We start from the raw sequence: 20,797 nt of genomic DNA, 5'->3' as shown, positions 1-20,797 counted from the left end.
CGGTACTATGTCTCGTAATACTGAAGCAACTGACGATGTGAATACCTGGAGTGGCGGGCACCTCAACTATAAAGAGGGCTTCTTCACCCAACTGCAAACGGACGAACTGGCGAAGGGCATCAACGAAGAGGTGGTGCGCGCAATTTCGGCCAAACGTAACGAGCCGGAGTGGATGCTCGAGTTCCGCCTGAGCGCGTTTCGCGCGTGGCTGGAGATGGAAGAACCGCACTGGCTGAAAGCCCATTACGATAAGCTTAACTATCAGGATTACAGCTACTACTCCGCGCCATCCTGCGGCAGCTGTGACGATACTTGCGCCTCCCAACCTGGCGCGGTGCAGCAAACTGGGGCTAACACCTTCCTGAGCAAAGAGGTCGAAGAGGCCTTTGAGCAGCTCGGCGTGCCGGTGCGAGAAGGGCGTGAAGTGGCTGTGGACGCCATTTTTGACTCCGTTTCTGTCGCGACGACTTATCGTGGCAAGCTGGCCGAACAGGGGATCATTTTCTGCTCCTTTGGCGAAGCCATTCACGATCACCCGGAACTGGTGAAGAAATACATCGGTACCGTGGTCCCAAGCAACGATAACTTCTTTGCGGCGCTGAACGCGGCGGTCGCCTCCGACGGGACCTTCATCTACGTGCCGAAAGGCGTGCGTTGTCCGATGGAGCTCTCGACCTATTTCCGTATCAACGCTGAGAAAACCGGTCAGTTCGAGCGCACCATTCTGGTCGCGGATGAAGGTAGCTACGTGAGCTATATCGAGGGCTGTTCTGCGCCTGTGCGCGACAGCTATCAGCTGCACGCGGCGGTGGTGGAAGTGATCATCCACAAAGACGCCGAAGTGAAATACTCCACGGTGCAGAACTGGTTCCCCGGCGATGGCAACACCGGCGGTATTCTGAACTTCGTCACCAAGCGCGCGCTGTGCGAAGGCGAAAACAGCAAGATGTCCTGGACCCAGTCTGAAACCGGTTCAGCGATCACCTGGAAATACCCAAGCTGTATTCTGCGCGGCGATAACTCGATCGGGGAGTTCTACTCCGTGGCGTTGACCAGCGGGTATCAGCAGGCCGATACCGGAACCAAGATGATCCACATCGGCAAGAACACCAAATCGACCATCATTTCGAAAGGGATCTCCGCCGGACACAGCCAGAACAGCTATCGCGGGCTGGTGAAGATCATGCCGACGGCGACTAATGCGCGTAACTTCACCCAGTGTGATTCGATGCTGATCGGCACTGACTGCGGGGCGCACACCTTCCCGTACGTCGAATGTCGCAATAACAGCGCCCAGCTGGAACATGAGGCCACCACGTCGCGCATCGGCGAAGACCAGCTGTTCTACTGTCTGCAACGCGGTATCAGTGAAGAAGATGCGATTTCGATGATTGTGAACGGCTTCTGCAAGGATGTGTTCTCTGAACTGCCGCTGGAATTTGCCGTAGAAGCCCAAAAATTATTAGCGATCAGCCTTGAGCACAGCGTCGGTTAAGGAAAAAACATGTTAAGCATTAAAGATTTACAGGTCAGTGTTGAAGATAAAGCGATCCTGCGCGGGCTGAACATTGACGTCCGCCCAGGGGAAGTGCACGCCATTATGGGGCCGAACGGCTCGGGGAAAAGTACGCTTTCTGCAACGCTGGCCGGGCGTGAAGATTATGAAGTGGTCGGCGGTTCCGTCGAGTTTAAAGGCAAAGATTTACTCGAACTGTCGCCGGAAGACCGCGCGGGTGAAGGCATCTTTATGGCCTTCCAGTATCCGGTCGAGATCCCTGGCGTCAGTAATCAGTTCTTCCTGCAAACCTCGCTGAATGCGGTGCGCAAATACCGTGGCGAGGAAGAACTTGATCGCTTTGACTTCCAGGATCTGATGGAAGAGAAGATCAAACTGCTGAAAATGCCGGAAGATTTGCTGACCCGTTCCGTGAACGTCGGTTTCTCCGGCGGCGAGAAAAAGCGTAACGATATCCTGCAAATGGCGGTGCTGGAGCCTGAACTGTGCATTCTGGATGAAACAGACTCTGGTCTGGACATCGATGCGCTGAAAATTGTAGCTGACGGCGTGAACTCCCTGCGCGACGGCAAGCGCTCGTTCATTATCGTCACCCACTATCAGCGTATTCTGGACTACATCAAACCGGATTACGTCCACGTCCTGTATCAGGGCCGCATCGTGAAATCCGGTGATTTTACTCTGGTCAAACAACTGGAGGAGCAGGGCTATGGCTGGCTTACCGAACAGCAGTAACGCGCTGCAGCAGTGGCATCGCCTGTTTGAAACCCAGGGCGAAACGCGATCCGAACAGGCGCAACAGCACTTGCAACAGATGCTGCGTCTCGGCCTGCCGACGCGCAAGCATGAGAACTGGAAATACACGCCGCTGGACGGCCTGCTCAACAGTCAGTTCGTTACCCGTCTGGCGGAGGTCGCTCCGGCGCAGCGTGATGCCCTGGCGCTGAATGTGGACGCCGTGCGGCTGGTGTTTGTCGACGGACGCTATCAGCCTGAACTGAGCGACAGTACTGAGACGAGCGGCTTTGAGGTCGAGATTAACGATCAGCGCCAGGCGTTGCCCGCCCCTGTGCAGCCAGAAGTGTTCCTGCATCTGACAGAAAGTCTCGCGGCGAGCGTCACCCACATCCGCGTGAAGCGTAATCAGCGCCCGGCAAAACCGCTGCTGCTGTTGCACATCACCCAGGGGCTGGACGGCGAAGAGGTCAACACGGCGCATTATCGACACCATTTTGAGCTGGCAGAAGGCGCGGAAGCGACGATCATCGAGCACTACGTTAGCCTCAATGACACCAAACACTTTACTGGCGCGCGCCTGACCATGAACGTGGCGGCCAACGCCCAACTGCATCACATCAAGCTGGCGTTTGAAAACCCGGTCAGCCATCACTTTGCCCATAACGACATTTTGATGGGGCCGGATGCGGCGGCGTACAGCCACAGTTTCCTGCTCGGCGGGGCGGTGCTGCGTCACAATACCAGCACCCAGTTGAACGGTGAAAACACCACGCTTCGCATCAACAGCCTGGCGATGCCGGTTAAGTCAGAAGTGTGCGATACCCGAACCTGGCTTGAGCACAACAAGGGCTACTGCAACAGCCGTCAGATGCACAAAGTTATCGCCAACGACAAAGGTCGCGCGGTGTTTAACGGCCTGATTAACGTGGCGCAACATGCCATCAAAACTGACGGGCAGATGACCAACAACAATCTGCTGCTCGGGCGTCTGGCGGAAGTGGACACCAAGCCGCAGCTTGAAATTTATGCCGATGACGTCAAGTGTAGCCACGGGGCGACGGTAGGACGGATCGACGATGAACAGATGTTCTATCTGCGCTCGCGCGGGATCGACAAACACGCGGCGCAGAAAATGATCATCTACGCGTTTGCCGCAGAACTGACGGAAGCGCTACGCGATGAAACCCTGAAACAGCAGGTGCTGGCGCGCATTGGCCAGCGTTTGCCAGGAGGCGAAGCATGAGTTTTCCCGTAGAGAAAGTGCGGGCGGATTTCCCCGTCCTGACCCGTGAAGTGAACGGTCTGCCGCTTGCCTATCTCGACAGCGCAGCCAGCGCGCAGAAGCCGAATCAGGTGATCGACGCCGAGGCGGAATTCTATCGCCACGGCTACGCAGCGGTGCATCGCGGCATTCACACCCTGAGCGCCGAAGCGACGCAGCGCATGGAAAACGTGCGCACGCAAATTGCCGCGTTCCTTAACGCCCGCTCGCCGGAAGAGTTGGTGTTTGTGCGGGGTACCACCGAAGGCATTAACCTGGTGGCGAACAGCTGGGGCAGCGCGCAGGTCCACGCGGGTGACAACATCATCATTACGCAGATGGAACACCACGCCAATATCGTGCCGTGGCAGATGCTTTGTGAGCGCGTGGGCGCCCAACTGCGGGTGATTCCGTTGAATCAGGACGGTACCTTGCAGCTGGAGGCGCTGGATTCCCTGCTCGACGATCGCACGCGACTGGTGGCCATCACCCAGATTTCCAATGTGCTTGGCACCGAAAACCCGATAGCGGAGATCATCGCCAAGGCCCACCAATCTGGCGCGAAAGTGCTGGTGGACGGCGCGCAGGCGATCATGCACCACACCATCGACGTGCAGGCGCTGGATTGCGATTTTTATGTTTTCTCCGGTCACAAACTGTATGGCCCGACCGGGATTGGCGTGCTGTATGTAAAAGAGGATATCCTGCAGGCGATGCCGCCGTGGGAAGGGGGCGGGTCGATGATCGCCACCGTTAGCCTGACGCAAGGCACCACCTACGCGAAAGCACCGTGGCGCTTTGAAGCAGGCACGCCGAATACGGGCGGGATCATCGGTCTTGGCGCAGCTATTCAGTACGTGTCAGCCATTGGGCTGGACGCGATTGCGGAATATGAAGAGACGCTGATGCACTATGCGCTGGCAGAACTCGCCAGCGTGCCGGATCTGGCGCTTTACGGCCCGGATTCGCGTAAAGGGGTGATTGCCTTTAATCTGGGTAAACATCACGCCTACGACGTCGGCAGTTTTCTCGATAACTACGGCGTGGCCGTGCGTACCGGGCATCACTGCGCCATGCCGCTGATGGCGTTTTACCAGGTCCCGGCGATGTGCCGCGCGTCGCTGGTGATGTATAACACAACGGAAGAGATCGACAGGCTGGTGACGGGGCTGAAACGCATCCACCACCTGCTGGGTTAAAAGAGAGGCAAGACATGGCCGCGTTGCCGGACAGAGATAAGCTGTTGCGTAACTTTAGTCGTTGCGCCAACTGGGAAGAGAAATACCTGTACATTATTGAGCTGGGCCAGCGTTTGCCTGCCCTCAGCGAAGAGGATCACAGCCCGGAGAATACGATTCAGGGCTGTCAAAGCCAGGTGTGGATCGTGATGAATCAGACCGATGGCGGTGTGATAGAACTGCAGGGCGACAGCGATGCGGCCATTGTTAAAGGGCTGGTTGCCGTTGTTTTCATCCTCTATCACCAGATGTCCGCTCAGGACATTGTGGCTTTTGACGTGCGTCCGTGGTTTGAAAAAATGGCCCTGACTCAGCACTTAACGCCTTCCCGTTCTCAGGGGCTGGAAGCGATGATCCGCGCAATCCGCAACAAAGCGTCCAACATTAGCTAAACTAAAAAGACTGCATTCATTCTGTTTCGCGAGGTGGCTCCCACCTCGCTGGTTTTTCGGCTTTCTGGCGTTCTGCCAGTGAATAAGGAATCTCAGTATGAAGCGCGCGTCGATAATTACACTTTTACTGCTTAGCACTTTTGGTGGTCTTAATTCTGCCAGCGCGATGGATTATCCGTTGCCGCCAGCGGGCAGCCGCCTTATTGGTCAAAATCAAACCTACGCCATCCAGGAAGGGGACAAAAATTTACAGGCGATTGCCCGACGATTTAATACGGCGGCGCAGCTGATCCTCGAAACCAATAATACCATTGCCCCTATCTATCCCGCGCCGGGCACGGTGATTACCATTCCGTCGCAAATGCTGCTCCCGGATACGCCGCGTGAAGGCATTGTGGTGAACCTCGCCGAGCTGCGACTCTATTATTTCCCGCCGGGCGAAAATATCGTGCAGGTCTATCCGCTCGGGATTGGTCAACTGGGGCTGGAAACGCCGGTGAGCACCACGCGTGTGAGTCAGAAAATCCCAAATCCAACCTGGACACCTACACCGGGCATCAGAGCGCGTTCTCTTGCGCAGGGTATCAAATTGCCGCCGGTAGTCCCGGCAGGCCCTAACAACCCGCTGGGGCGCTTCGCGCTGCGTCTGGGGATAGGTAACGGCGAGTATCTGATTCATGGGACCAGTGCGCCGGACAGCGTCGGTCTGCGCGTGAGTTCGGGCTGTATGCGCATGAATGCGCCAGATATTAAAGCGCTGTTCGAGCAGGCTCGCGTGGGGACACGCGTGCAGATCATCAATGAGCCGGTAAAATTCTCGGTTGAACCTGATGGCAGAAGCTATGTGGAAGTGCATCGCCCGCTGGCGCAGGTCGAGGGCGAGAATCCGCAAACCACGCCAATCGTTCACAATGCCGATTTTACGTCATTTGCCACGCGTGAAGGCACTGACAAAGTGCTGATTGATAAAGCGCTGTCGCGTCGTGCAGGCATCCCGGTTGCGGTCACAGCGGGAAACGGACCTTCCGCATCAGCCAATAATCCGGTGTTGTCGGTGCAAAACAGTCGCGCCTCAGCGGCGGTGGCGGAAAGTGAGAATACGAAAGAGGTGGTGACGCAGTAGGGCGATGGATGAGAGACAAAAAAAATGGCGCACAATGTGCGCCATTTTATTAACAGGTACTATTACTTACGGTATTTAGTAGCCTGGTTGTCCAGACGCTGGTTAGCGCGTGCTGCGTCGTCTTTAGCAGCCTGAACGTCAGAACGGATTGCGTTCACGTCGTTGCTCAGCTGGTCAACTTTAGCGTTCAGAGTCTGAACGTCAGAAGACAGTTGGTCGATTTTAGCATTGCTAGAACAACCAGCCAGCATAGTAGAAGCCAGGATTACCGCGCCCAGTACCAGTTTAGTACGATTCATTATTAATACCCTCTAGATTGAGTTAATCTCCATGTAGCGTTACAAGTATTACACAAAGTTTTTTATGTTGAGAATATTTTTTTGATGGGAATACCCCTATTTTTGATCGTTCGCTCAAAGAAACAACGAATCTGCCTCTTTTGCCTAAAAAGCCATGTTAAAAAAGACATTTTTCATCGGATTCGTCTTAGATAATTCACTCTTAAATAGAAAAACTCGATTTGCATTTTGAATAAAACTGGCTAATGCCATAAATAAAAAAAGCGCCCAGAGGGCGCTTTTTACGAAATTAATTCGTTTGAGAATGATTACAGCACGTGAACAGATGCAGTATTGGTCGTTCCGCTTGGTACCAGAGCACCAGAAACCATCACCACAACGTCACCTTTACGCGCCAGACCGCGATCAACCAGCTGCAGAGCGACTTCTTTACCCAGACGGTAGAAATCGTCAGTAGAGGCGATCTCTTTTACCAGGTGTGGGATCACGCCTTTGCTCAGAACCAGCTGACGTGCAGTGGTTTCGTTGGTGGTCAGCGCCAGAATGGTCGCGTTAGGGAAGTATTTACGTACGGCTTTAGCGGATTTACCGCCCTGGGTTGCAACCACGATCAGCGGGGCGTCCAGTTTCTCAGCAGTTTCAACGGCACCACGGCAAACGGCTTCGGTGATACGCAGTTTACGGCTGTCGTTGCTGTTATCCAGACGGCTGGTCATCACACGGTCAGTACGTTCGCAGATAGTGGCCATGATGGTCACAGCTTCCAGCGGGTATTTACCTTTCGCGGATTCGCCAGACAGCATCACGGCATCAGTACCGTCGAGGATGGCGTTCGCCACGTCGCCAGCTTCAGCGCGGGTAGGGCGTGGGTTTTTGATCATGGAGTCGAGCATCTGCGTGGCAGTGATAACCACTTTACGTGCACGCACACATTTCTCGATCATCATCTTCTGCGCGAAGATCACTTCTTCAACCGGGATTTCAACGCCCAGATCGCCACGTGCAACCATGATGCCGTCAGACGCTTCGAGGATTTCGTCGAAGTTGTTCAGGCCTTCCTGGTTTTCGATTTTGGAGATGATCTGGATCTTCTCGCCGCCGTGCGCTTTCAGGTGCTCACGGATTTCAGTCACGTCAGAACGTTTACGGATAAAGGACGCCGCAACGAAATCAACGCCTTGTTCGCAACCGAAGATCAGGTCTTGTTTGTCTTTTTCAGCCAGAGCTGGCAGCGCGATGGAAACACCTGGCAGGTTAACGCCTTTGTTTTCGCCCAGGTCGCCGTTGTTCAGCACTTTACAAACAACGTTTTTGCCTTCGATGGCAGTCACTTCCATACCGATCAGGCCATCATCCACCAGAACGGTGTTGCCAACGGACAGGTCGGTGGTGAAGCCTTCGTAAGTCACAGCAACGATGTCGCTGTTACCCACAACGGTTTTGTCGGTGGTGAAGGTGAAGGTCTGGCCCGCTTTCAGGGAAACGTCGTTTCCGCCTTCCAGTTTGATGGTGCGGATTTCAGGGCCTTTGGTATCAAGCAGGATGGCTGCTTTTTTACCGGTCTTGCTCATCACGTTGCGCAAGTTCTGAATACGCTGACCGTGTTCAGCATAGTCGCCGTGGGAGAAGTTCAGACGCATTACGTTCATGCCGGCGTCCAGCATTTTGCTCAGCATCTCTTCAGATTCGGTTTTCGGGCCGATGGTGCAAACAATTTTCGTCTTTTTCATGACAGTCTTAGTCTTTAAGTTGGGAAGGATATGGGAATCTCGCTCCGGGGGCGCACTGCCGCAGAGTCAAACCTGTGTAGCGAAATTTTGTATGACACGCACTAAGGATAGGTGACATCAAATGAGCGTGCAGAAGAAAGTGTGCCTGAGTGTTGGCCCAATGAAGGAGAGTTGCAGTTGTACGTTGTTTTTTGTATTCCAAGCGCTGAAACCATTCACCCAGGGATTAGGCGCGCATTATACGCTGATTTTCAGATAAAAGGAAAATGGAAACGGTGTTTCAAAAACATTCTGTGCAGTTTCACAAAGATTGTTATCAAGGCGTTAAGGCGAAATGGCATCTTGTTGCGGCAGACGCACGGCCTGCCGCAAATTGCTTAGTTTTTCAGCGCTTGCTCAAGGTCGGCAATTAAATCGTTCGCATCTTCAATCCCAACGGACAAACGAATCAGCTGCGGAACAATGCCATTGGCTAAGCGCTGCTCAAGCGGAATAGACGCGTGTGTCATGCTGTACGGCTGGCTGACCAGGCTTTCAACCCCGCCCAGGCTCTCTGCCAGAGTGAACAGTTTCAGCTTGCGGATAATGACGGTGGCCTGTTGCGCATCGCCTTTTACCACCACAGAAATCATCCCGCCCGGCAACGCCATCTGTTCACGTGCCAGCTGATAATGTGGATGCGATTCCAGCCACGGGAACCACACTTTTTCAACCTGTGGGTGCTGCTCCAGCCATTGCGCAATCGCCAGCGCATTGGCGCTGTGTTTTTCGACGCGCAAGGCGAGGGTGCGAATCCCGCGTAGCGTCAGGAAGCTGCTGAACGGATCGAGCACACCGCCGACGGCGTTTTGCAGATAGCCCAGCTGGTCAGCCAGTTCGCTGTTATCGCCGACCACCGCCAGGCCCGCCACCACATCAGAATGGCCGTTGAGATATTTGGTTGCAGAATGCACGACGATATCAAAGCCAAACTCCAGCGGGCGATGAATCACCGGCGAGGCAAAGGTATTATCCGCCACGCTGATGATGTTGTGGCGGCGCGCAATCTCCGCAATGCCGGCGAGATCCGCCAGTTTCAGCAGCGGATTGGTCGGCGTCTCTACCCAAATCATTTTAGTGTCGGGGCGAATCGCCGCTTCCAGCGCCGCTAAATCTCCCGGTTTTACCCAGCTCACCTGCAGGCCGGTGCTGCGTTTGCGCACATTTTCAATCAGGCGATATGTGCCGCCATACACATCGTCAATGGCGACGATATGGCTGTCTTTGTCCAGCAGTTCCAGCACGGTGGAAATCGCCGCCAGACCGGACGCGAAAGCATATCCGCGCGTGCCGCTTTCCAGTTCAGCAATCGCCGTTTCCAGGGCGTGGCGCGTTGGGTTGCCGCTGCGCGAGTATTCGTAGCCCGTATGTTCGCCAGGTGCCGGTTGCGCAAACGTCGAGGTGGCGTAAATCGGCGGCATCACCGCCCCGTGCTGATCGTTAAACTCGCCGCTGTGGACGCTAAGAGTTGCCAGGTTTTTCATCATTATTGTTCCTTATTGTTGAAGACGGTTGCGCCAGACGGTGAGGACATCGCTGCGCGTAATCAGGCCGAGGAAGCGATTGCTGTCGTTAATGACGGCTACTAGACCACGGTCAAAAATAGGTTTCAGCGCGCTCTCTGAGGCGTGTTTGTCGAGCACTTCGACGTTGCGGGTCATGGCTTGCGTGACGGGCAGGGCGAAGCGCTCACCGTCGCCTGCGATATGGCTGACCAGATCCCACTCGTCGACAATCCCGACCACCTGACCGTTGTCCAGCACCGGCAGCTGCGAAATGTCGTACAGCCGCATACGCGCGAGAACGGTGGCGAGGGTGTCATCCGGGGCGGCGGTCACGGTCGCGCCTTCGTCATGACGCAGGGCGATATAGTCAGAGAGATCGCCGGTTTGCGGGCGGGAGATCAGCCCCTGCTGGCGCATCCAGTCGTCGTTGAACATTTTCGACAGATATTTGTTTCCGCTGTCGCAGGCAAAGGTGACCACGCGTTTAGGTGTGGTTTGCGCCTGGCAGTAGCGTAACGCCGCCGCCAGCAGCGTGCCGCTTGAAGAACCCGCCAGAATACCTTCAGTTTTCAGCAGATCGCGGGCGGTGGTGAAGGCTTCGCGGTCGGTCACACGATACGCCTGATGAACCCCTTCGATACGTGCCAGCGGCGGAATGAAATCCTCGCCGATGCCTTCGACCAGCCACGAGCCCGCATCCTGATGACGACCCGATTCCACCTGATCCGCCAGCACCGATCCCGCCGGGTCTGCTAACACAAACTCAGTTTGCGGGGAATGCTGCGCAAACCACGCCTGCAGCCCGCCAAGCGTGCCGCCGGAACCGACGCCGACGACAATCGCGTCGATTTTGCCGTCCAGTTGCTCAAACAGCTCCGGTGCGGTGGAGGTGCTGTGCGCCAGCGGATTGGCCTCGTTATTAAACTGATCAATATAGAAACTGCCCGGAATTTCCTGCGCCAGACGCTGCGCATAATCCTGGTAATAGGCCGGATGGCCCTTGTTGACGTCTGAGCGGGTCAGCACCACCTGAGCGCCCAGCGCGCGCAGATGGAAAATCTTCTCGCGGCTCATTTTGTCCGGCACCACCAGCACCAGCGTGTAACCTTTTTGCGCCGCAATCAGCGCCAGCCCCAGCCCGGTATTGCCTGCCGTGGCTTCAATGATGGTCCCGCCCGGCGCGAGCAGCCCTTTGCGCTCCGCTTCGTTAATCATCGACAGCGCCACGCGGTCCTTAATGGAACCGCCCGGATTCTGGTTTTCAAGTTTCAAAAACAGCGAGCACAGGCCGGTATCGAGCTTGTGCAACTGGATAATTGGCGTGCGGCCAATCAGTTCGGTGACGGAATGATAAATCGCCATGGTCTTTTCCTTAACAGGGACATGGCTGGATGATAGGACCATGAAAATTTCTCAAGAAAGAACGTTTCACTGCCTTTTAGAACGGAAAGTAATATAAATGCCTTTTCTGGAAGTAAGGGCGGAAAGCCGTAAAGTGCTCCAGATGTGAGGACGGCTATATAAGGACAAAATGCGGTAAAAATGACCATTTTTGCGCCTGAGGCGCTGCTGCATATCCATTTCACAGCTAATCATTGCTGAAAATAAGCTAATCGTCCTGCGCCCAGTCGGCACGCTTCATATTCTTCTGCGTTATAAGACATTCGATTTTGTTCATTTAAAACAGGATAACCTCTGATTACTATCGTTTGGACATCCATACTGCTAAACCGCTATACGCGTAACGGATAAGAAAAATAATGATAGTTCTGAGGAATATTTCGAAGATTTTTGACAACGGAAAAGTGGCGTTAACCGCCGTGGATGACGTTAATTTGACGGTTGAGCAGGGGCAGATTTACGGGATTATCGGCTACAGCGGCGCCGGAAAAAGTACGCTGATTCGTTTGCTGAATGGGCTGGAAAAGCCGACATCGGGCAGCGTGACCATCAGCGGCCAGAATATCTCTGCAGCCAAAGGCGAAGAACTGCGTCAGGCGCGCCTGAAAATCAGCATGGTGTTCCAGCACTTCAACCTGCTGTGGTCGCGCACGGTGACAGAAAACATCGCCTTCTCGATGCAAATCGCGGGCGTACCGAAAGCGAAAATTAAAGCGCGCGTTGCCGAACTGGTTGAGCTGGTCGGGCTGACGGGCCGCGAGAACGCCTATCCGTCGCAGCTCAGCGGCGGGCAGAAACAGCGCGTGGGCATCGCCCGTGCGCTGGCGAATAATCCGGATGTGCTGCTGTGCGATGAAGCCACGTCTGCGCTCGATCCGCAAACGACCGATCAGATCCTCGATTTGCTGCTCGACATTAACCGTCGTTTCAAACTCACCATCGTGCTGATCACCCACGAGATGCACGTGGTGCGCAAAATCTGTGACCGCGTGGCGGTGATGGAAAACGGCAAAGTGGTGGAGGAGGGCGATGTTCTGAGCGTCTTCACCCATCCACAAAAACCGATCACCCAGCAGTTTGTGCGTCAGGTCAGCCAGTACGCCGAGGAAGAAGCGTTTAACCCGGAACTGGCGAACGAACTGGAAGGCACTGTTATCCGTCTGACCTTTACCGGACACAGCACGCATAAGCCGATTGTCGGGGAACTGACCCTGCGCTACGGCGTGGCGTTTAACATTCTGCACGGCAAAATGACGCAAACCGCGCACGGCGTTTTCGGCCAGCTCTGGCTGCACGTGGTGGCTTCCGAAGAGCAACTTAACAATATCCTCGCCGACCTGAAGCACAGCGATATTGAAGGCGAGGTGATTAAACATGCTTGAGAATCTTTTTCCGCATCTGAAAGTAGAGCAACTGTGGGCGGCGACGCTGGAAACGCTGTACATGACCGCGATTTCTGGTGTTGCGACCTTTGTTCTGGGGATTGTGCTGGGCCTGGCGCTGTTCTTAACCGCGCGCGGCGGGCTGTTCCACAACCGCACCGTCTACAGCGTAATTTCGATTGTGGTGAACGTTTTCCGGTCCATTCCGTTCATCATCCTGATTGTGTTGCTGATTCCGTTCACTAAAACCATCGTCGGCACCATTCTTGGCGCTAACGCTGCGCTCCCGGCGCTGATTGTCGGCGCCGCACCGTTTTATGCGCGTCTGGTGGAAATCGCTCTGCGCGAGGTGGACAAAGGGGTGATCGAGGCGACGCGTTCGATGGGCGCACGTTTGAGCACCTTAATTTTTCGGGTATTACTGCCGGAATCATCACCTGCCCTGGTATCAGGCATCACGGTCACGTTGATTGCACTGGTCAGCTACAGCGCTATGGCGGGGGTGATTGGGGCAGGCGGTTTGGGAAATCTGGCTTATCTGGAAGGATTCCAGCGCAACCACGGTGATGTCACGCTGGTGGCAACGGTGACCATTTTGATCATCGTTTTCATCATCCAGTTCTGCGGCGATGTCATTACTTCACTGTTAGATAAACGATAAAACTCATAACACACAGGAACCACATCATGAAAAAGACACTGACACTGATTGCCGCCGCAACCCTGAGCGCCCTGAGCTTTGCCTCCTGGGCGGATACGTTGACCGTTGGCGCATCCAACACCCCGCACGCTGAAATTCTGGAGCAGGCGAAACCGATTCTGGCGAAACAGGGTATCGATCTGGAGATCAAACCTTTCCAGGACTACATCCTGCCAAACACTGCGCTGGCGGGACGTGACATCGACGCGAACTACTTCCAGCACATCCCTTACCTGAACAGCGTGCTGAAAGACCATGCAGGCGACAAAGATTACGATTTCGTCAGTGCCGGTGCTATTCACATTGAGCCGATTGGTATCTACTCCAAAAAATACAAATCGCTGAAAGACCTGCCAGAAGGCGGCAAAATCATCATGCGTGATGCGGTGTCTGAAGAGGGCCGTATTCTCTCTATCTTCGAGAAAGAGGGGGTGATTAAGCTCAAACCTGGCATCGATAAAGTGACCGCGCGCATCAGCGACATCGTGGAAAACCCGAAAAAACTGCAGTTCACCCCGAACGTCGAAGCTTCTCTGCTGCCGCAGATGTATAACAACGACGAAGGCGCGGCGGTGGTGATCAACGCCAACTACGCCATCGATGCCGGTCTCGACCCGGTTCACGACCCGATTGCGGTAGAAAGCGGTGAGAACAACCCGTACGCGAACATCATCACCGTGCATCGCGGCGACGAGAAGAAGAAAGATATCGTCGCGCTGGTGGACGTGCTGCACTCCAAAGAGATTCAGGACTGGATCCGCACCAAATACAAAGGCGCAGTGATCCCAGTCAATAACTAAGCACGACCGATTCCCTCTCCTTTTGGAAGAGGGTTAGGGTGAGGGGAAATCGCGGTTTCTCCTCACCCTTTTTTGTATCCATTCTGTTAATCATTTAAGCTGCTCCTTTACAGCAATGGAGTGATAGCAATGGGCAATGTGACTAAAGACGACGCGCTGTATCAGGAAATGTGCCGGGTAGTCGGGAAAGTCGTTCTTGAGATGCGGGATTTAGGGCAAGAGCCGAAGCATATTGTCATTGCGGGGGTGCTGCGCACCGCGCTGGCGAACCAGCGCGTGAAACGCAGTGAATTGACGACAGAAGCAATGGAAACGGTGGTTAAAGCGCTGGCTGGTTAATGCGCCAGCGTTTAGCTGCCTGCTCAAGCCCACAGCAGAGCAGGTAATAGACCACGCCGGTAAAGATAAAAATGGCCGCCGGGTAAATCTGCACCCGGTTGTTCACCTGTCCGGCGACGGTCGTCAGCTCCGGCACGTTGACAATAAAGGCCAGCGACGTATCTTTCAGCAGGCTGATAAAAATCCCCAGCAGAGACGGCAGAATATTGCGTAACACCTGCGGCAGCAGGATCAGCCACAGCGTCTGCTGCGTGCCAAATCCTTGCGTTAATGCCGCCTCGTATTGTCCGTTGAGTAAGGCCCGAAGCCCGGCCAGCACCGAGTGCATCACCGCCGCCGCGGTAAACCACGCCAGCGCCAGCGTCACGGTCAACGCGCCGGGCAGGTCACCGCCGGTCAATAGCGGCAGCAAATACCACATCCAGAAAATCACGAAGATCAGCGGGATACCGCGAATCAGCTCCGCCCACAGGAACAGCGTTTTGCGCACCATGCCCGGAAAACGCCAGGCCAGCGCGGCGAGGGCAATCCCACCCGGCAAAGCCAGCACCGCAGCTCCCAGCGCCATCAGCAGCGTCAGCAACACGCCGCCTGGCTCGCCCGCAGACATCCGGCCCCACAGCAGATAATCCAGATTTTCGGTAATCACGTTCAGTCCGGCGATCATGCGCGTTCACTCCCTGTATTGATGGCCGTTTGACGCGGGCGACGTTTTGCGGTCGTTGGCCCCAGTTTTAACAGCAGCAATCCCAGCACCACGCCAGTCAACAAATACAGCACGGTGCCGACGGTAAAGGCCTCCAGCGCGTGGGCGTTGTAGCTCTCGATTTGCCGCACCTGATAGGTCAGCTCAGCAAAGCCAATGCCGCTTGCAAGCGACGAGAGTTTCATTAAGTTCAGATACTGGCCTACCACCGGTTGCCAGGCATTCGCCAGTCCCTGCGGCAGCAGGATGTAGTGGAACAGTCGCCACGGCGAAAACCCCTGCGCCAGCGCCGCCTGCCGCTGTCCAGTCGAAACGGCCTGTAAACCTGAGGCGATCTCCTCGATCAAAAACGCCGACGTGAACACCCCCAGCCCCCAGGCGGAACAGAGAAACTCCGGCGTAAACCACCAGACGTCACCCGGCAGAATCGACCAACTGTGATCGGCGTTGATATAGTCGCGAAACACGCGTGGTAGCCCGTTCCAGGCGGCGAAATACCAGAACAGCAGCTGGACCAGTAACGGCGTATTGCGAAACAGCGACACCCACACCGCCACGATTGCGTTACCCGTTTTTCCGCCTGCCAGACGCAGGAGCAAAAACAGAACGGCAAACGTGCTGGCGATAATCATGCCTGCGAGCGTCACCCACAGCGTGGTGAGAAAACCGGAAAAAATCCACTGTAAGGGCTGTCCGGAAAGCACCCCTTGCCAGTCGAGGGCGGGCATCACGGCTGCTCCTGATGCAGCGGGTTAAGCACCTTTTGCAGGAACTGTCGGGCGCGTGGATGTTCCGGATGGCGGAAGAACTGTTCCGGCGGGGCGGTTTCCAGAATCTGTCCGCCGTCGATAAACACCACCCGGTCGGCAATTTCACGGGCAAACTGCATCTCATGGGTTACGACGATCATCGTGATACCGCTATGGGCGAGGGCCTTCATCACCTGCAACACTTCGCCAATCATCTCCGGATCGAGAGCTGATGTCGGCTCATCAAACAGGATAATTTGCGGCGACGACGCCAGCGCACGGGCAATCGCCACGCGCTGCTGTTGCCCACCGGAAAGTTCTGCCGGGTAATGCTCCGCTTTCTCCACCATCCCGACTTTATCCAGCAGCGTTAGCGCACGTTCCAGGGCCTGCGGTGGCTTCCAGCCGTGAACATGTTCCAGCGCCAGGCTGATGTTTTGGCTGGCGGTCAGATGGGCGTAAAGATTAAATTGCTGAAATACAAATCCTACCCGGCTGCGCAGCTGGCGCAGGGCCGTGCCGGTTAGTTTGCCGGTGGGTTTGTTGTCAATCAGGATTTCGCCGCCGTTCAGCGACTCAAGCTGGTTAATCAGACGAATCAACGTGGACTTACCGGAACCGGACGGGCCGAGGATCGCCACCACTTCACCGGGATTGATGCTGAGATTGATCCCTTTTAAAACCGAGTGATCGCCGTAGCGTTTAACCACCTCGCGGAACTCAACGCTTGCCTGGTCCAGATGTGAAAAATCCGCGGCACGGGCCGCGGAGCGTGAAAATAAACCTGAGAGCATATTACTGGGCTTCTATTTTAAAGGCGCGAGGCTGAGGTGACTGGGTTTGTGGGCCGAACCAGACGTCATAAATTTTAGCCGCGTCGCCGGTTTTCTCCAGATTGACCAGCTCGTCGTTAACCACTTTCAGCAGCGCGGTTTCGCCTTTCTTCACCCCCACGCCGATCTCTTCTTTACTGAGCAAGTCTGGCAGGATTTTGAAATCGGCTTTATCCGGAGCCTGTGCCAGCAGGCCAGCCAGAATGGTGCTGTCTTGAGTAATCGCCTGCACGTTGCCGTTACGCAGGGCGGTTAACGCCAGTGGAATATCGTCATAGGAGAGCACGCGAGACTGCGGGAAACGCTGATGCAGTGCTTGTTCGCCAGTGGTGCCTTTCACCGCGCCAATGCGCGCTTTGCTGTAATCATCCAGTTTATCCGCTGATTTTGCCGGAACCAGGAACTGCTGACCGGTGACAAAATACGGCGTGGAGAAGTCAATCACCTGCGCTCGTTCCGGAGTGATGGTGATATCAGCGACGATCAGATCGGCTTTGCCCGACTGCAACAGCGGAATGCGGTTGGCCGGATTGGTGGCGACCAACTCCAGCTTCACGCCAAGTTTTTTAGCCAGCGCTTTGGCGAAATCAACGTCATACCCGACGATATCGTGGGTTTTGGCATCGATAGAACCAAACGGCGGGTTGGCATCAAAAGTGGCGACCTTCACCACGCCAGCGGCTTTGATATCCGCCAGCTGGTCGGCCTGAGCCTGCGTCGATAAAAAGCCGCCTGCGGTCAGTAAACCCAATGCCAACGCCAGTCTGTGATAATGCTTTTTGTGTGTAGCCATAGTTCCCTCAAAGTTCCCGTTGTTTTTGTTTTGTTCGAATACGCTCCCATAAGCGTTATGTATCGCCAAATAAGAAAATGTTCTTTGCTATATAGGAAAAGTTATTAGTGAACATGGTGTTACGGGTAAGTGACGGGAAACGACGCATTTGCGGATTCTGACAATGGTCAGCTGATATTGGTATTTCCGTTACGTCGAGTTTGGGTTTTAACTGAGTTCAGACGCAATCGAGAGGAGTCGGACCATGCAAAACTGGGTGAATACGTTACGGCGGTTTTTTGCAGCCAAATCAGAGAGTGCGGAGAACAGCGCGCAACGTGTTATTGAATCGGTGCTGCCGATTGCCAGTCTGTATGGCGTCGATGTGGCCAACATTGACCCGGAGTGGTTCCATGACAAAACACCACGCTGAGTTACGGCGTACGCGCCTGACCTACTGGAACGAACTGTGCAGCCGATACCTCAGCGTATCGGCATTTTTTTGTTCTTAATCCGCCAACCTGCTAAGGTCAAAGGCAAAAATCACCTCGCCTGAAGACCGAATGACTAGCCAAAAATTAATCCGACGCGCTCTGATAGTCTGGATAATTGTCTGCCTGCTGAGCAGCGTGCTTTTGTATGCCGAACAGATTCGCCGCCAGTTCTGGGAACGCGATCGCGAGTTTACCGCGCTTTTTTCCAGCATCAGCGCGGTGTTGACCCAAAATGAATCTGTTTTGCCGCTACTGAACGGCGATGAAGATCTGATGGCGCTGCGTAAAAAATTCCCGCAGATCCTTGCCCTGGAAAAAACACACGACCGCGCGCTGGATGCCGCGCGCGTTGAGCCACTCGACGACGAACAATACTGGCTCTACAACCCGTGGCGGCAGATCCGGGTGCTTGTCGATCTGCGTTCGCTGCTCACAACGGCGCATGAATTTTCCCCTCTGCACATCAATCTGTCGGCAACGATTCCTGAACCTTCGACGGCATTCTGGCACTGGCAGCGCGATTTTCCCCAGCATACGCAGCGCTTCACGCTGACGGCGGATGCCGAGCCACGCTGGCTGAACATCCGCTGGGTACTTTTCCCGCTGCTGTTCCTCGGCTGGGCGGGCATTGTCGCTGTGGGGGCGGGCGTGGTCTGGCAGCGATTGCAGCGACAAAACGCCGAACGTCGCGCCTGGTATTATCAGCACGCGCGCCTCAACACGCTGGGGGAAATCACCGCCGGGATTGTGCACGAGATCAATCAGCCGCTGACGGCGACGCAAACCTGGATTCAGGGCGCGCAGCGGCAGTTAGTGCAGGAAAATACGCAGGCGGCTAGTCATGCACTCGGCGCAGCGCTTACCCAAACTCAGCGCATCGGTGAACTGCTGAAGCGCTTTCGTGAACATGTGGTTCAGGAAAAAGTCACGTTGAGCGAGATAGATTTGGCCGAGTGCTGGCAGCACGTGGGCAATTTGCTGGAGCATGAGCGCAGAAATGAGCATATCACCGTCAGCCACCATTTCCCGCCGCAGGCCGCGAGCGTGCAGGCGGACCGGCTGTGGCTGGAGCAGGTATTGCATAACTTGCTCAGCAATGCCATTCAGGCGCAGCAAGAAAACGCGCGCGGCTGGGTGCACATCTCCAGCCAGCGTAAAAACGGGGTGACGGAAATTATCATGACCGACGGCGGGCCGGGGTTCAGCCCCGAGGCGTTGCAGAACGCGTTTATGCCGTTCTACAGCGGCAGAGAAAAGGGAATTGGCCTCGGAATGACGCTTACGGAATCATTGATGATGCGCATGAATGGCAGTATTACGCTCGACAACGCGCCGCAGGGCGGGGCACAGATCGTATTACAACTGGAACCGGGTAAGGGAGCCGCGCATGAGTAATGTGGTGTATCTGATTGATGACGACGCCGCCATCCGCGAGTCGATGGCGTTTCTGCTGTCGGGTATGAGCTGGGAGGTGCAAACCTTCGCCAGCATCGAGGCGTTTACGGCGGAACATGACGCGGAAAAAGCGCTGACCGGCTGTCTGCTGCTGGACATGCGCATGCCGGGCAAAGGCGGTCTCACCTGGCTGGAAGAGGGCGCGTGGCCGTGGCCGTTGCTGCCGGTGATTATCATGACCGGACACGGCAGCGTCGATGCCTGCCGTCGCGCGTTTCACACCGGCGTGTTTGAATTTTTTACCAAGCCGCTGGACGCCGATAAACTCATCGAGACTCTCGCCCGCGCATTCGAAGAGAGCCAGCGCCGCACGGCCAACTGGCAGGAACTTAAGCGGGTGAAAGCGCTGTTTGAACAGCTGACTGCACGCGAGCACGAAGTGCTTTCAGAGCTGATGGAAGGGCGCAGCAATAAAGAGGTGGCGGCGCGGCTTAATTTGTCTCCCCGAACCGTCGAAGCGCACCGCGCGGCGCTGTTTGCCAAACTCGGCGTGAGCAGCCTGGTGCAGGCGATCCGCGAATACGATAAATTGCAATCCGTATAACTACCAGGTGGGCTGCGTAATCAACCGAATACCGCTCAGTCGCACATCCCGATAGCATCGCGTTGTCTCCCACATTCGAGGAATTGCGATGAAAAAGTTCATGACGGTCGCCGCGCTGCTGGCAGGAATGGTTTCGGTGTCAGCTCAGGCAGAAACCCTGACCCAAAAAAATATCTCTCTGACCCAGGCGAATGCCCTGGCGAGTGCGGCGATTCAGGCCTGTAGCGCCAAAAATTATCAGGTGAGCGTGACGGTGGTGGATCGCGCGGGCGTGGTGAAAGCGGTTCAGCGCACCGATAACGCCGGTCCGCACACGGTGAAAGCCAGTGAAATGAAAGCCTTCACGGCGCTCAGCACCAAAAATGCTTCCGGTAAAGTGATGGAATCCGCGCAGAGCAACGCGGGCGCGCAGAATATGCGTGACGTGCCGGGCTTCTTATTGCTGGCGGGTGGTTTGCCGGTGAAAGAGGGCGATGAAGTGATTGGTGCGATCGGTATTGGCGGTGCGCCGGGCGGTCAGCTGGATGAGGCGTGTGCACAGCAGGCGCTGGATGGGTTGAAGAAGTAGTTTTGTGCGGTCTGGTGCCCTCACCCCGGCCCTCTCCCATTGTACGGTCCGGGGACATGGTAGACAGGTGTTCGGGGACATGGTGAACACTATTTAACATCCTTTACCCATGGTGATCGACTTTTTCTTCAGGTCGATCACCCCCACTTTCGTGCTGTACCACCACACCTCATAACAGCCATCTTCAGCCCCTTCCTTCAGTCCCACATATTC

General features: G+C 55.4%; 22 protein-coding genes and 1 pseudogene. 14 read left to right on the top strand and 9 right to left on the bottom strand.

What is annotated here, in order from left to right:
- Window positions 1-7 precede the first annotated feature (7 nt).
- The 6 genes from sufB (at window position 8) to C3708_RS06870 (ending at window position 6,268) form a co-directional block, all read left to right on the top strand.
- Complete coding sequence (sufB, locus tag C3708_RS06895; protein ID WP_095281755.1) at window positions 8-1,495, top strand: Fe-S cluster assembly protein SufB; 1,488 nt, start codon at window positions 8-10, stop codon at window positions 1,493-1,495.
- Between the two features lie 9 nt (window positions 1,496-1,504).
- Complete coding sequence (gene sufC, locus C3708_RS06890; protein WP_095281756.1) at window positions 1,505-2,251, top strand: Fe-S cluster assembly ATPase SufC; 747 nt, start codon at window positions 1,505-1,507, stop codon at window positions 2,249-2,251.
- Window positions 2,226-3,497, top strand: a complete 1,272-nt coding sequence (gene sufD / locus C3708_RS06885; RefSeq protein WP_095281757.1) for a Fe-S cluster assembly protein SufD — start codon at window positions 2,226-2,228, stop codon at window positions 3,495-3,497. The genes sufC and sufD overlap by 26 nt, the downstream gene beginning before the upstream one ends.
- Window positions 3,494-4,714 (top strand): cysteine desulfurase SufS, encoded by a 1,221-nt coding sequence (gene sufS, locus C3708_RS06880; protein ID WP_103948484.1) that lies wholly within the window; start codon window positions 3,494-3,496, stop codon window positions 4,712-4,714. Before sufD ends, sufS begins: the two co-directional genes overlap by 4 nt.
- A gap of 14 nt (window positions 4,715-4,728) precedes the next feature.
- The gene (gene sufE, locus C3708_RS06875) at window positions 4,729-5,145 is read left to right on the top strand and encodes a cysteine desulfuration protein SufE (protein ID WP_095281759.1); all 417 of its coding nucleotides are present in this window, start codon (window positions 4,729-4,731) and stop codon (window positions 5,143-5,145) included.
- A gap of 97 nt (window positions 5,146-5,242) precedes the next feature.
- Complete coding sequence (locus tag C3708_RS06870; protein WP_103946439.1) at window positions 5,243-6,268, top strand: L,D-transpeptidase family protein; 1,026 nt, start codon at window positions 5,243-5,245, stop codon at window positions 6,266-6,268.
- A gap of 62 nt (window positions 6,269-6,330) precedes the next feature.
- Here C3708_RS06870 and C3708_RS06865 read toward each other — a convergent pair whose 3' ends face one another.
- The 4 genes from C3708_RS06865 to C3708_RS06850 all read right to left on the bottom strand — a co-directional run bounded on the left by C3708_RS06865 (window position 6,331) and on the right by C3708_RS06850 (window position 11,203).
- A complete protein-coding gene (locus tag C3708_RS06865; RefSeq protein WP_095281761.1) occupies window positions 6,331-6,567 on the bottom strand; it encodes a major outer membrane lipoprotein in 237 nt (78 codons plus the stop codon).
- 308 nt (window positions 6,568-6,875) lie between these two features.
- The gene (pykF, locus tag C3708_RS06860) at window positions 6,876-8,297 is read right to left on the bottom strand and encodes a pyruvate kinase PykF (RefSeq protein WP_095281762.1); all 1,422 of its coding nucleotides are present in this window, start codon (window positions 8,295-8,297) and stop codon (window positions 6,876-6,878) included.
- A gap of 377 nt (window positions 8,298-8,674) precedes the next feature.
- Window positions 8,675-9,820 (bottom strand): PLP-dependent aspartate aminotransferase family protein, encoded by a 1,146-nt coding sequence (locus C3708_RS06855; RefSeq protein ID WP_103948805.1) that lies wholly within the window; start codon window positions 9,818-9,820, stop codon window positions 8,675-8,677.
- Between the two features lie 12 nt (window positions 9,821-9,832).
- On the bottom strand, window positions 9,833-11,203 hold the full coding sequence (locus C3708_RS06850) for a cystathionine beta-synthase (RefSeq protein ID WP_103948483.1): 1,371 nt from the start codon (window positions 11,201-11,203) through the stop codon (window positions 9,833-9,835).
- Between the two features lie 398 nt (window positions 11,204-11,601).
- Between C3708_RS06850 and C3708_RS06845 the strand changes: the two genes are divergently transcribed.
- The 4 genes from C3708_RS06845 (at window position 11,602) to fumD (ending at window position 14,463) form a co-directional block, all read left to right on the top strand.
- Complete coding sequence (locus C3708_RS06845; protein WP_103948482.1) at window positions 11,602-12,624, top strand: methionine ABC transporter ATP-binding protein; 1,023 nt, start codon at window positions 11,602-11,604, stop codon at window positions 12,622-12,624.
- Window positions 12,617-13,285, top strand: coding sequence for a methionine ABC transporter permease (locus C3708_RS06840; protein ID WP_095281765.1), 669 nt, complete (start codon window positions 12,617-12,619; stop codon window positions 13,283-13,285). The genes C3708_RS06845 and C3708_RS06840 overlap by 8 nt, the downstream gene beginning before the upstream one ends.
- Before the next feature lie 26 nt (window positions 13,286-13,311).
- On the top strand, window positions 13,312-14,124 hold the full coding sequence (locus C3708_RS06835; RefSeq protein ID WP_006174916.1) for a MetQ/NlpA family ABC transporter substrate-binding protein: 813 nt from the start codon (window positions 13,312-13,314) through the stop codon (window positions 14,122-14,124).
- Between the two features lie 129 nt (window positions 14,125-14,253).
- Window positions 14,254-14,463 carry a fumarate hydratase FumD gene (fumD, locus tag C3708_RS06830; protein ID WP_045401410.1) on the top strand — a complete coding sequence of 70 codons (210 nt, stop codon included), beginning with the start codon at window positions 14,254-14,256 and terminating at the stop codon, window positions 14,461-14,463.
- Here the strand turns inward: fumD and C3708_RS06825 are convergent.
- Genes C3708_RS06825 through C3708_RS06810 form a run of 4 tightly spaced genes read right to left on the bottom strand, consistent with a single transcriptional unit; the run spans window position 14,444 to window position 17,544 of the window.
- On the bottom strand, window positions 14,444-15,130 hold the full coding sequence (locus C3708_RS06825) for an amino acid ABC transporter permease (protein ID WP_103948481.1): 687 nt from the start codon (window positions 15,128-15,130) through the stop codon (window positions 14,444-14,446). The genes fumD and C3708_RS06825 overlap by 20 nt on opposite strands.
- On the bottom strand, window positions 15,127-15,897 hold the full coding sequence (locus C3708_RS06820; protein ID WP_103948480.1) for an amino acid ABC transporter permease: 771 nt from the start codon (window positions 15,895-15,897) through the stop codon (window positions 15,127-15,129). The genes C3708_RS06825 and C3708_RS06820 overlap by 4 nt, the downstream gene beginning before the upstream one ends.
- Window positions 15,897-16,712, bottom strand: a complete 816-nt coding sequence (locus C3708_RS06815; RefSeq protein ID WP_103948479.1) for an amino acid ABC transporter ATP-binding protein — start codon at window positions 16,710-16,712, stop codon at window positions 15,897-15,899. Before C3708_RS06815 ends, C3708_RS06820 begins: the two co-directional genes overlap by 1 nt.
- A 1-nt stretch (window position 16,713) precedes the next feature.
- The gene (locus C3708_RS06810; RefSeq protein WP_103948478.1) at window positions 16,714-17,544 is read right to left on the bottom strand and encodes an ABC transporter substrate-binding protein; all 831 of its coding nucleotides are present in this window, start codon (window positions 17,542-17,544) and stop codon (window positions 16,714-16,716) included.
- Between the two features lie 244 nt (window positions 17,545-17,788).
- On the opposite strand from C3708_RS06810, the gene C3708_RS23765 reads away from it, so the two are divergent.
- The 4 genes from C3708_RS23765 (at window position 17,789) to C3708_RS06795 (ending at window position 20,584) form a co-directional block, all read left to right on the top strand.
- Complete coding sequence (locus C3708_RS23765) at window positions 17,789-17,956, top strand: hypothetical protein (protein WP_165790662.1); 168 nt, start codon at window positions 17,789-17,791, stop codon at window positions 17,954-17,956.
- A gap of 130 nt (window positions 17,957-18,086) precedes the next feature.
- Window positions 18,087-19,412 carry a sensor histidine kinase gene (locus tag C3708_RS06805; RefSeq protein ID WP_103948477.1) on the top strand — a complete coding sequence of 442 codons (1,326 nt, stop codon included), beginning with the start codon at window positions 18,087-18,089 and terminating at the stop codon, window positions 19,410-19,412.
- Window positions 19,405-20,016 (top strand): response regulator transcription factor, encoded by a 612-nt coding sequence (locus C3708_RS06800; protein ID WP_103948476.1) that lies wholly within the window; start codon window positions 19,405-19,407, stop codon window positions 20,014-20,016. Before C3708_RS06805 ends, C3708_RS06800 begins: the two co-directional genes overlap by 8 nt.
- 88 nt (window positions 20,017-20,104) lie before the next feature.
- Window positions 20,105-20,584, top strand: a complete 480-nt coding sequence (locus C3708_RS06795; protein ID WP_103948475.1) for a heme-binding protein — start codon at window positions 20,105-20,107, stop codon at window positions 20,582-20,584.
- A gap of 93 nt (window positions 20,585-20,677) precedes the next feature.
- Here C3708_RS06795 and C3708_RS06790 read toward each other — a convergent pair.
- Window positions 20,678-20,797, bottom strand: a pseudogene (locus C3708_RS06790) (IS481 family transposase); the annotation flags it as partial.

Source organism: Lelliottia sp. 7254-16 (assembly GCF_002922995.1).
Taxonomy (GTDB): domain Bacteria; phylum Pseudomonadota; class Gammaproteobacteria; order Enterobacterales; family Enterobacteriaceae; genus Enterobacter; species Enterobacter jeotgali.
The sequence above is the reverse complement of the archived record's forward strand: the minus strand, read 5'-3'. Positions and strand labels throughout refer to the sequence as shown.

Coding starts and splice junctions, on each gene's coding strand:
- fumD (WP_045401410.1), top strand. CDS start 14,254: ATGGGCAATGTGACTAAAGACGACGCGCTGTATCAGGAAATGTGCCGG.
- C3708_RS06850 (WP_103948483.1), bottom strand. CDS start 11,203: ATGGCGATTTATCATTCCGTCACCGAACTGATTGGCCGCACGCCAATT.
- sufS (WP_103948484.1), top strand. CDS start 3,494: ATGAGTTTTCCCGTAGAGAAAGTGCGGGCGGATTTCCCCGTCCTGACC.
- C3708_RS06835 (WP_006174916.1), top strand. CDS start 13,312: ATGAAAAAGACACTGACACTGATTGCCGCCGCAACCCTGAGCGCCCTG.
- C3708_RS06855 (WP_103948805.1), bottom strand. CDS start 9,820: ATGAAAAACCTGGCAACTCTTAGCGTCCACAGCGGCGAGTTTAACGAT.
- C3708_RS23765 (WP_165790662.1), top strand. CDS start 17,789: ATGCAAAACTGGGTGAATACGTTACGGCGGTTTTTTGCAGCCAAATCA.
- C3708_RS06815 (WP_103948479.1), bottom strand. CDS start 16,712: ATGCTCTCAGGTTTATTTTCACGCTCCGCGGCCCGTGCCGCGGATTTT.
- C3708_RS06845 (WP_103948482.1), top strand. CDS start 11,602: ATGATAGTTCTGAGGAATATTTCGAAGATTTTTGACAACGGAAAAGTG.
- C3708_RS06810 (WP_103948478.1), bottom strand. CDS start 17,544: ATGGCTACACACAAAAAGCATTATCACAGACTGGCGTTGGCATTGGGT.
- C3708_RS06800 (WP_103948476.1), top strand. CDS start 19,405: ATGAGTAATGTGGTGTATCTGATTGATGACGACGCCGCCATCCGCGAG.
- C3708_RS06795 (WP_103948475.1), top strand. CDS start 20,105: ATGAAAAAGTTCATGACGGTCGCCGCGCTGCTGGCAGGAATGGTTTCG.
- sufC (WP_095281756.1), top strand. CDS start 1,505: ATGTTAAGCATTAAAGATTTACAGGTCAGTGTTGAAGATAAAGCGATC.
- C3708_RS06805 (WP_103948477.1), top strand. CDS start 18,087: ATGACTAGCCAAAAATTAATCCGACGCGCTCTGATAGTCTGGATAATT.
- pykF (WP_095281762.1), bottom strand. CDS start 8,297: ATGAAAAAGACGAAAATTGTTTGCACCATCGGCCCGAAAACCGAATCT.
- sufB (WP_095281755.1), top strand. CDS start 8: ATGTCTCGTAATACTGAAGCAACTGACGATGTGAATACCTGGAGTGGC.
- sufD (WP_095281757.1), top strand. CDS start 2,226: ATGGCTGGCTTACCGAACAGCAGTAACGCGCTGCAGCAGTGGCATCGC.
- C3708_RS06820 (WP_103948480.1), bottom strand. CDS start 15,897: ATGCCCGCCCTCGACTGGCAAGGGGTGCTTTCCGGACAGCCCTTACAG.
- C3708_RS06825 (WP_103948481.1), bottom strand. CDS start 15,130: ATGATCGCCGGACTGAACGTGATTACCGAAAATCTGGATTATCTGCTG.
- sufE (WP_095281759.1), top strand. CDS start 4,729: ATGGCCGCGTTGCCGGACAGAGATAAGCTGTTGCGTAACTTTAGTCGT.
- C3708_RS06870 (WP_103946439.1), top strand. CDS start 5,243: ATGAAGCGCGCGTCGATAATTACACTTTTACTGCTTAGCACTTTTGGT.
- C3708_RS06840 (WP_095281765.1), top strand. CDS start 12,617: ATGCTTGAGAATCTTTTTCCGCATCTGAAAGTAGAGCAACTGTGGGCG.
- C3708_RS06865 (WP_095281761.1), bottom strand. CDS start 6,567: ATGAATCGTACTAAACTGGTACTGGGCGCGGTAATCCTGGCTTCTACT.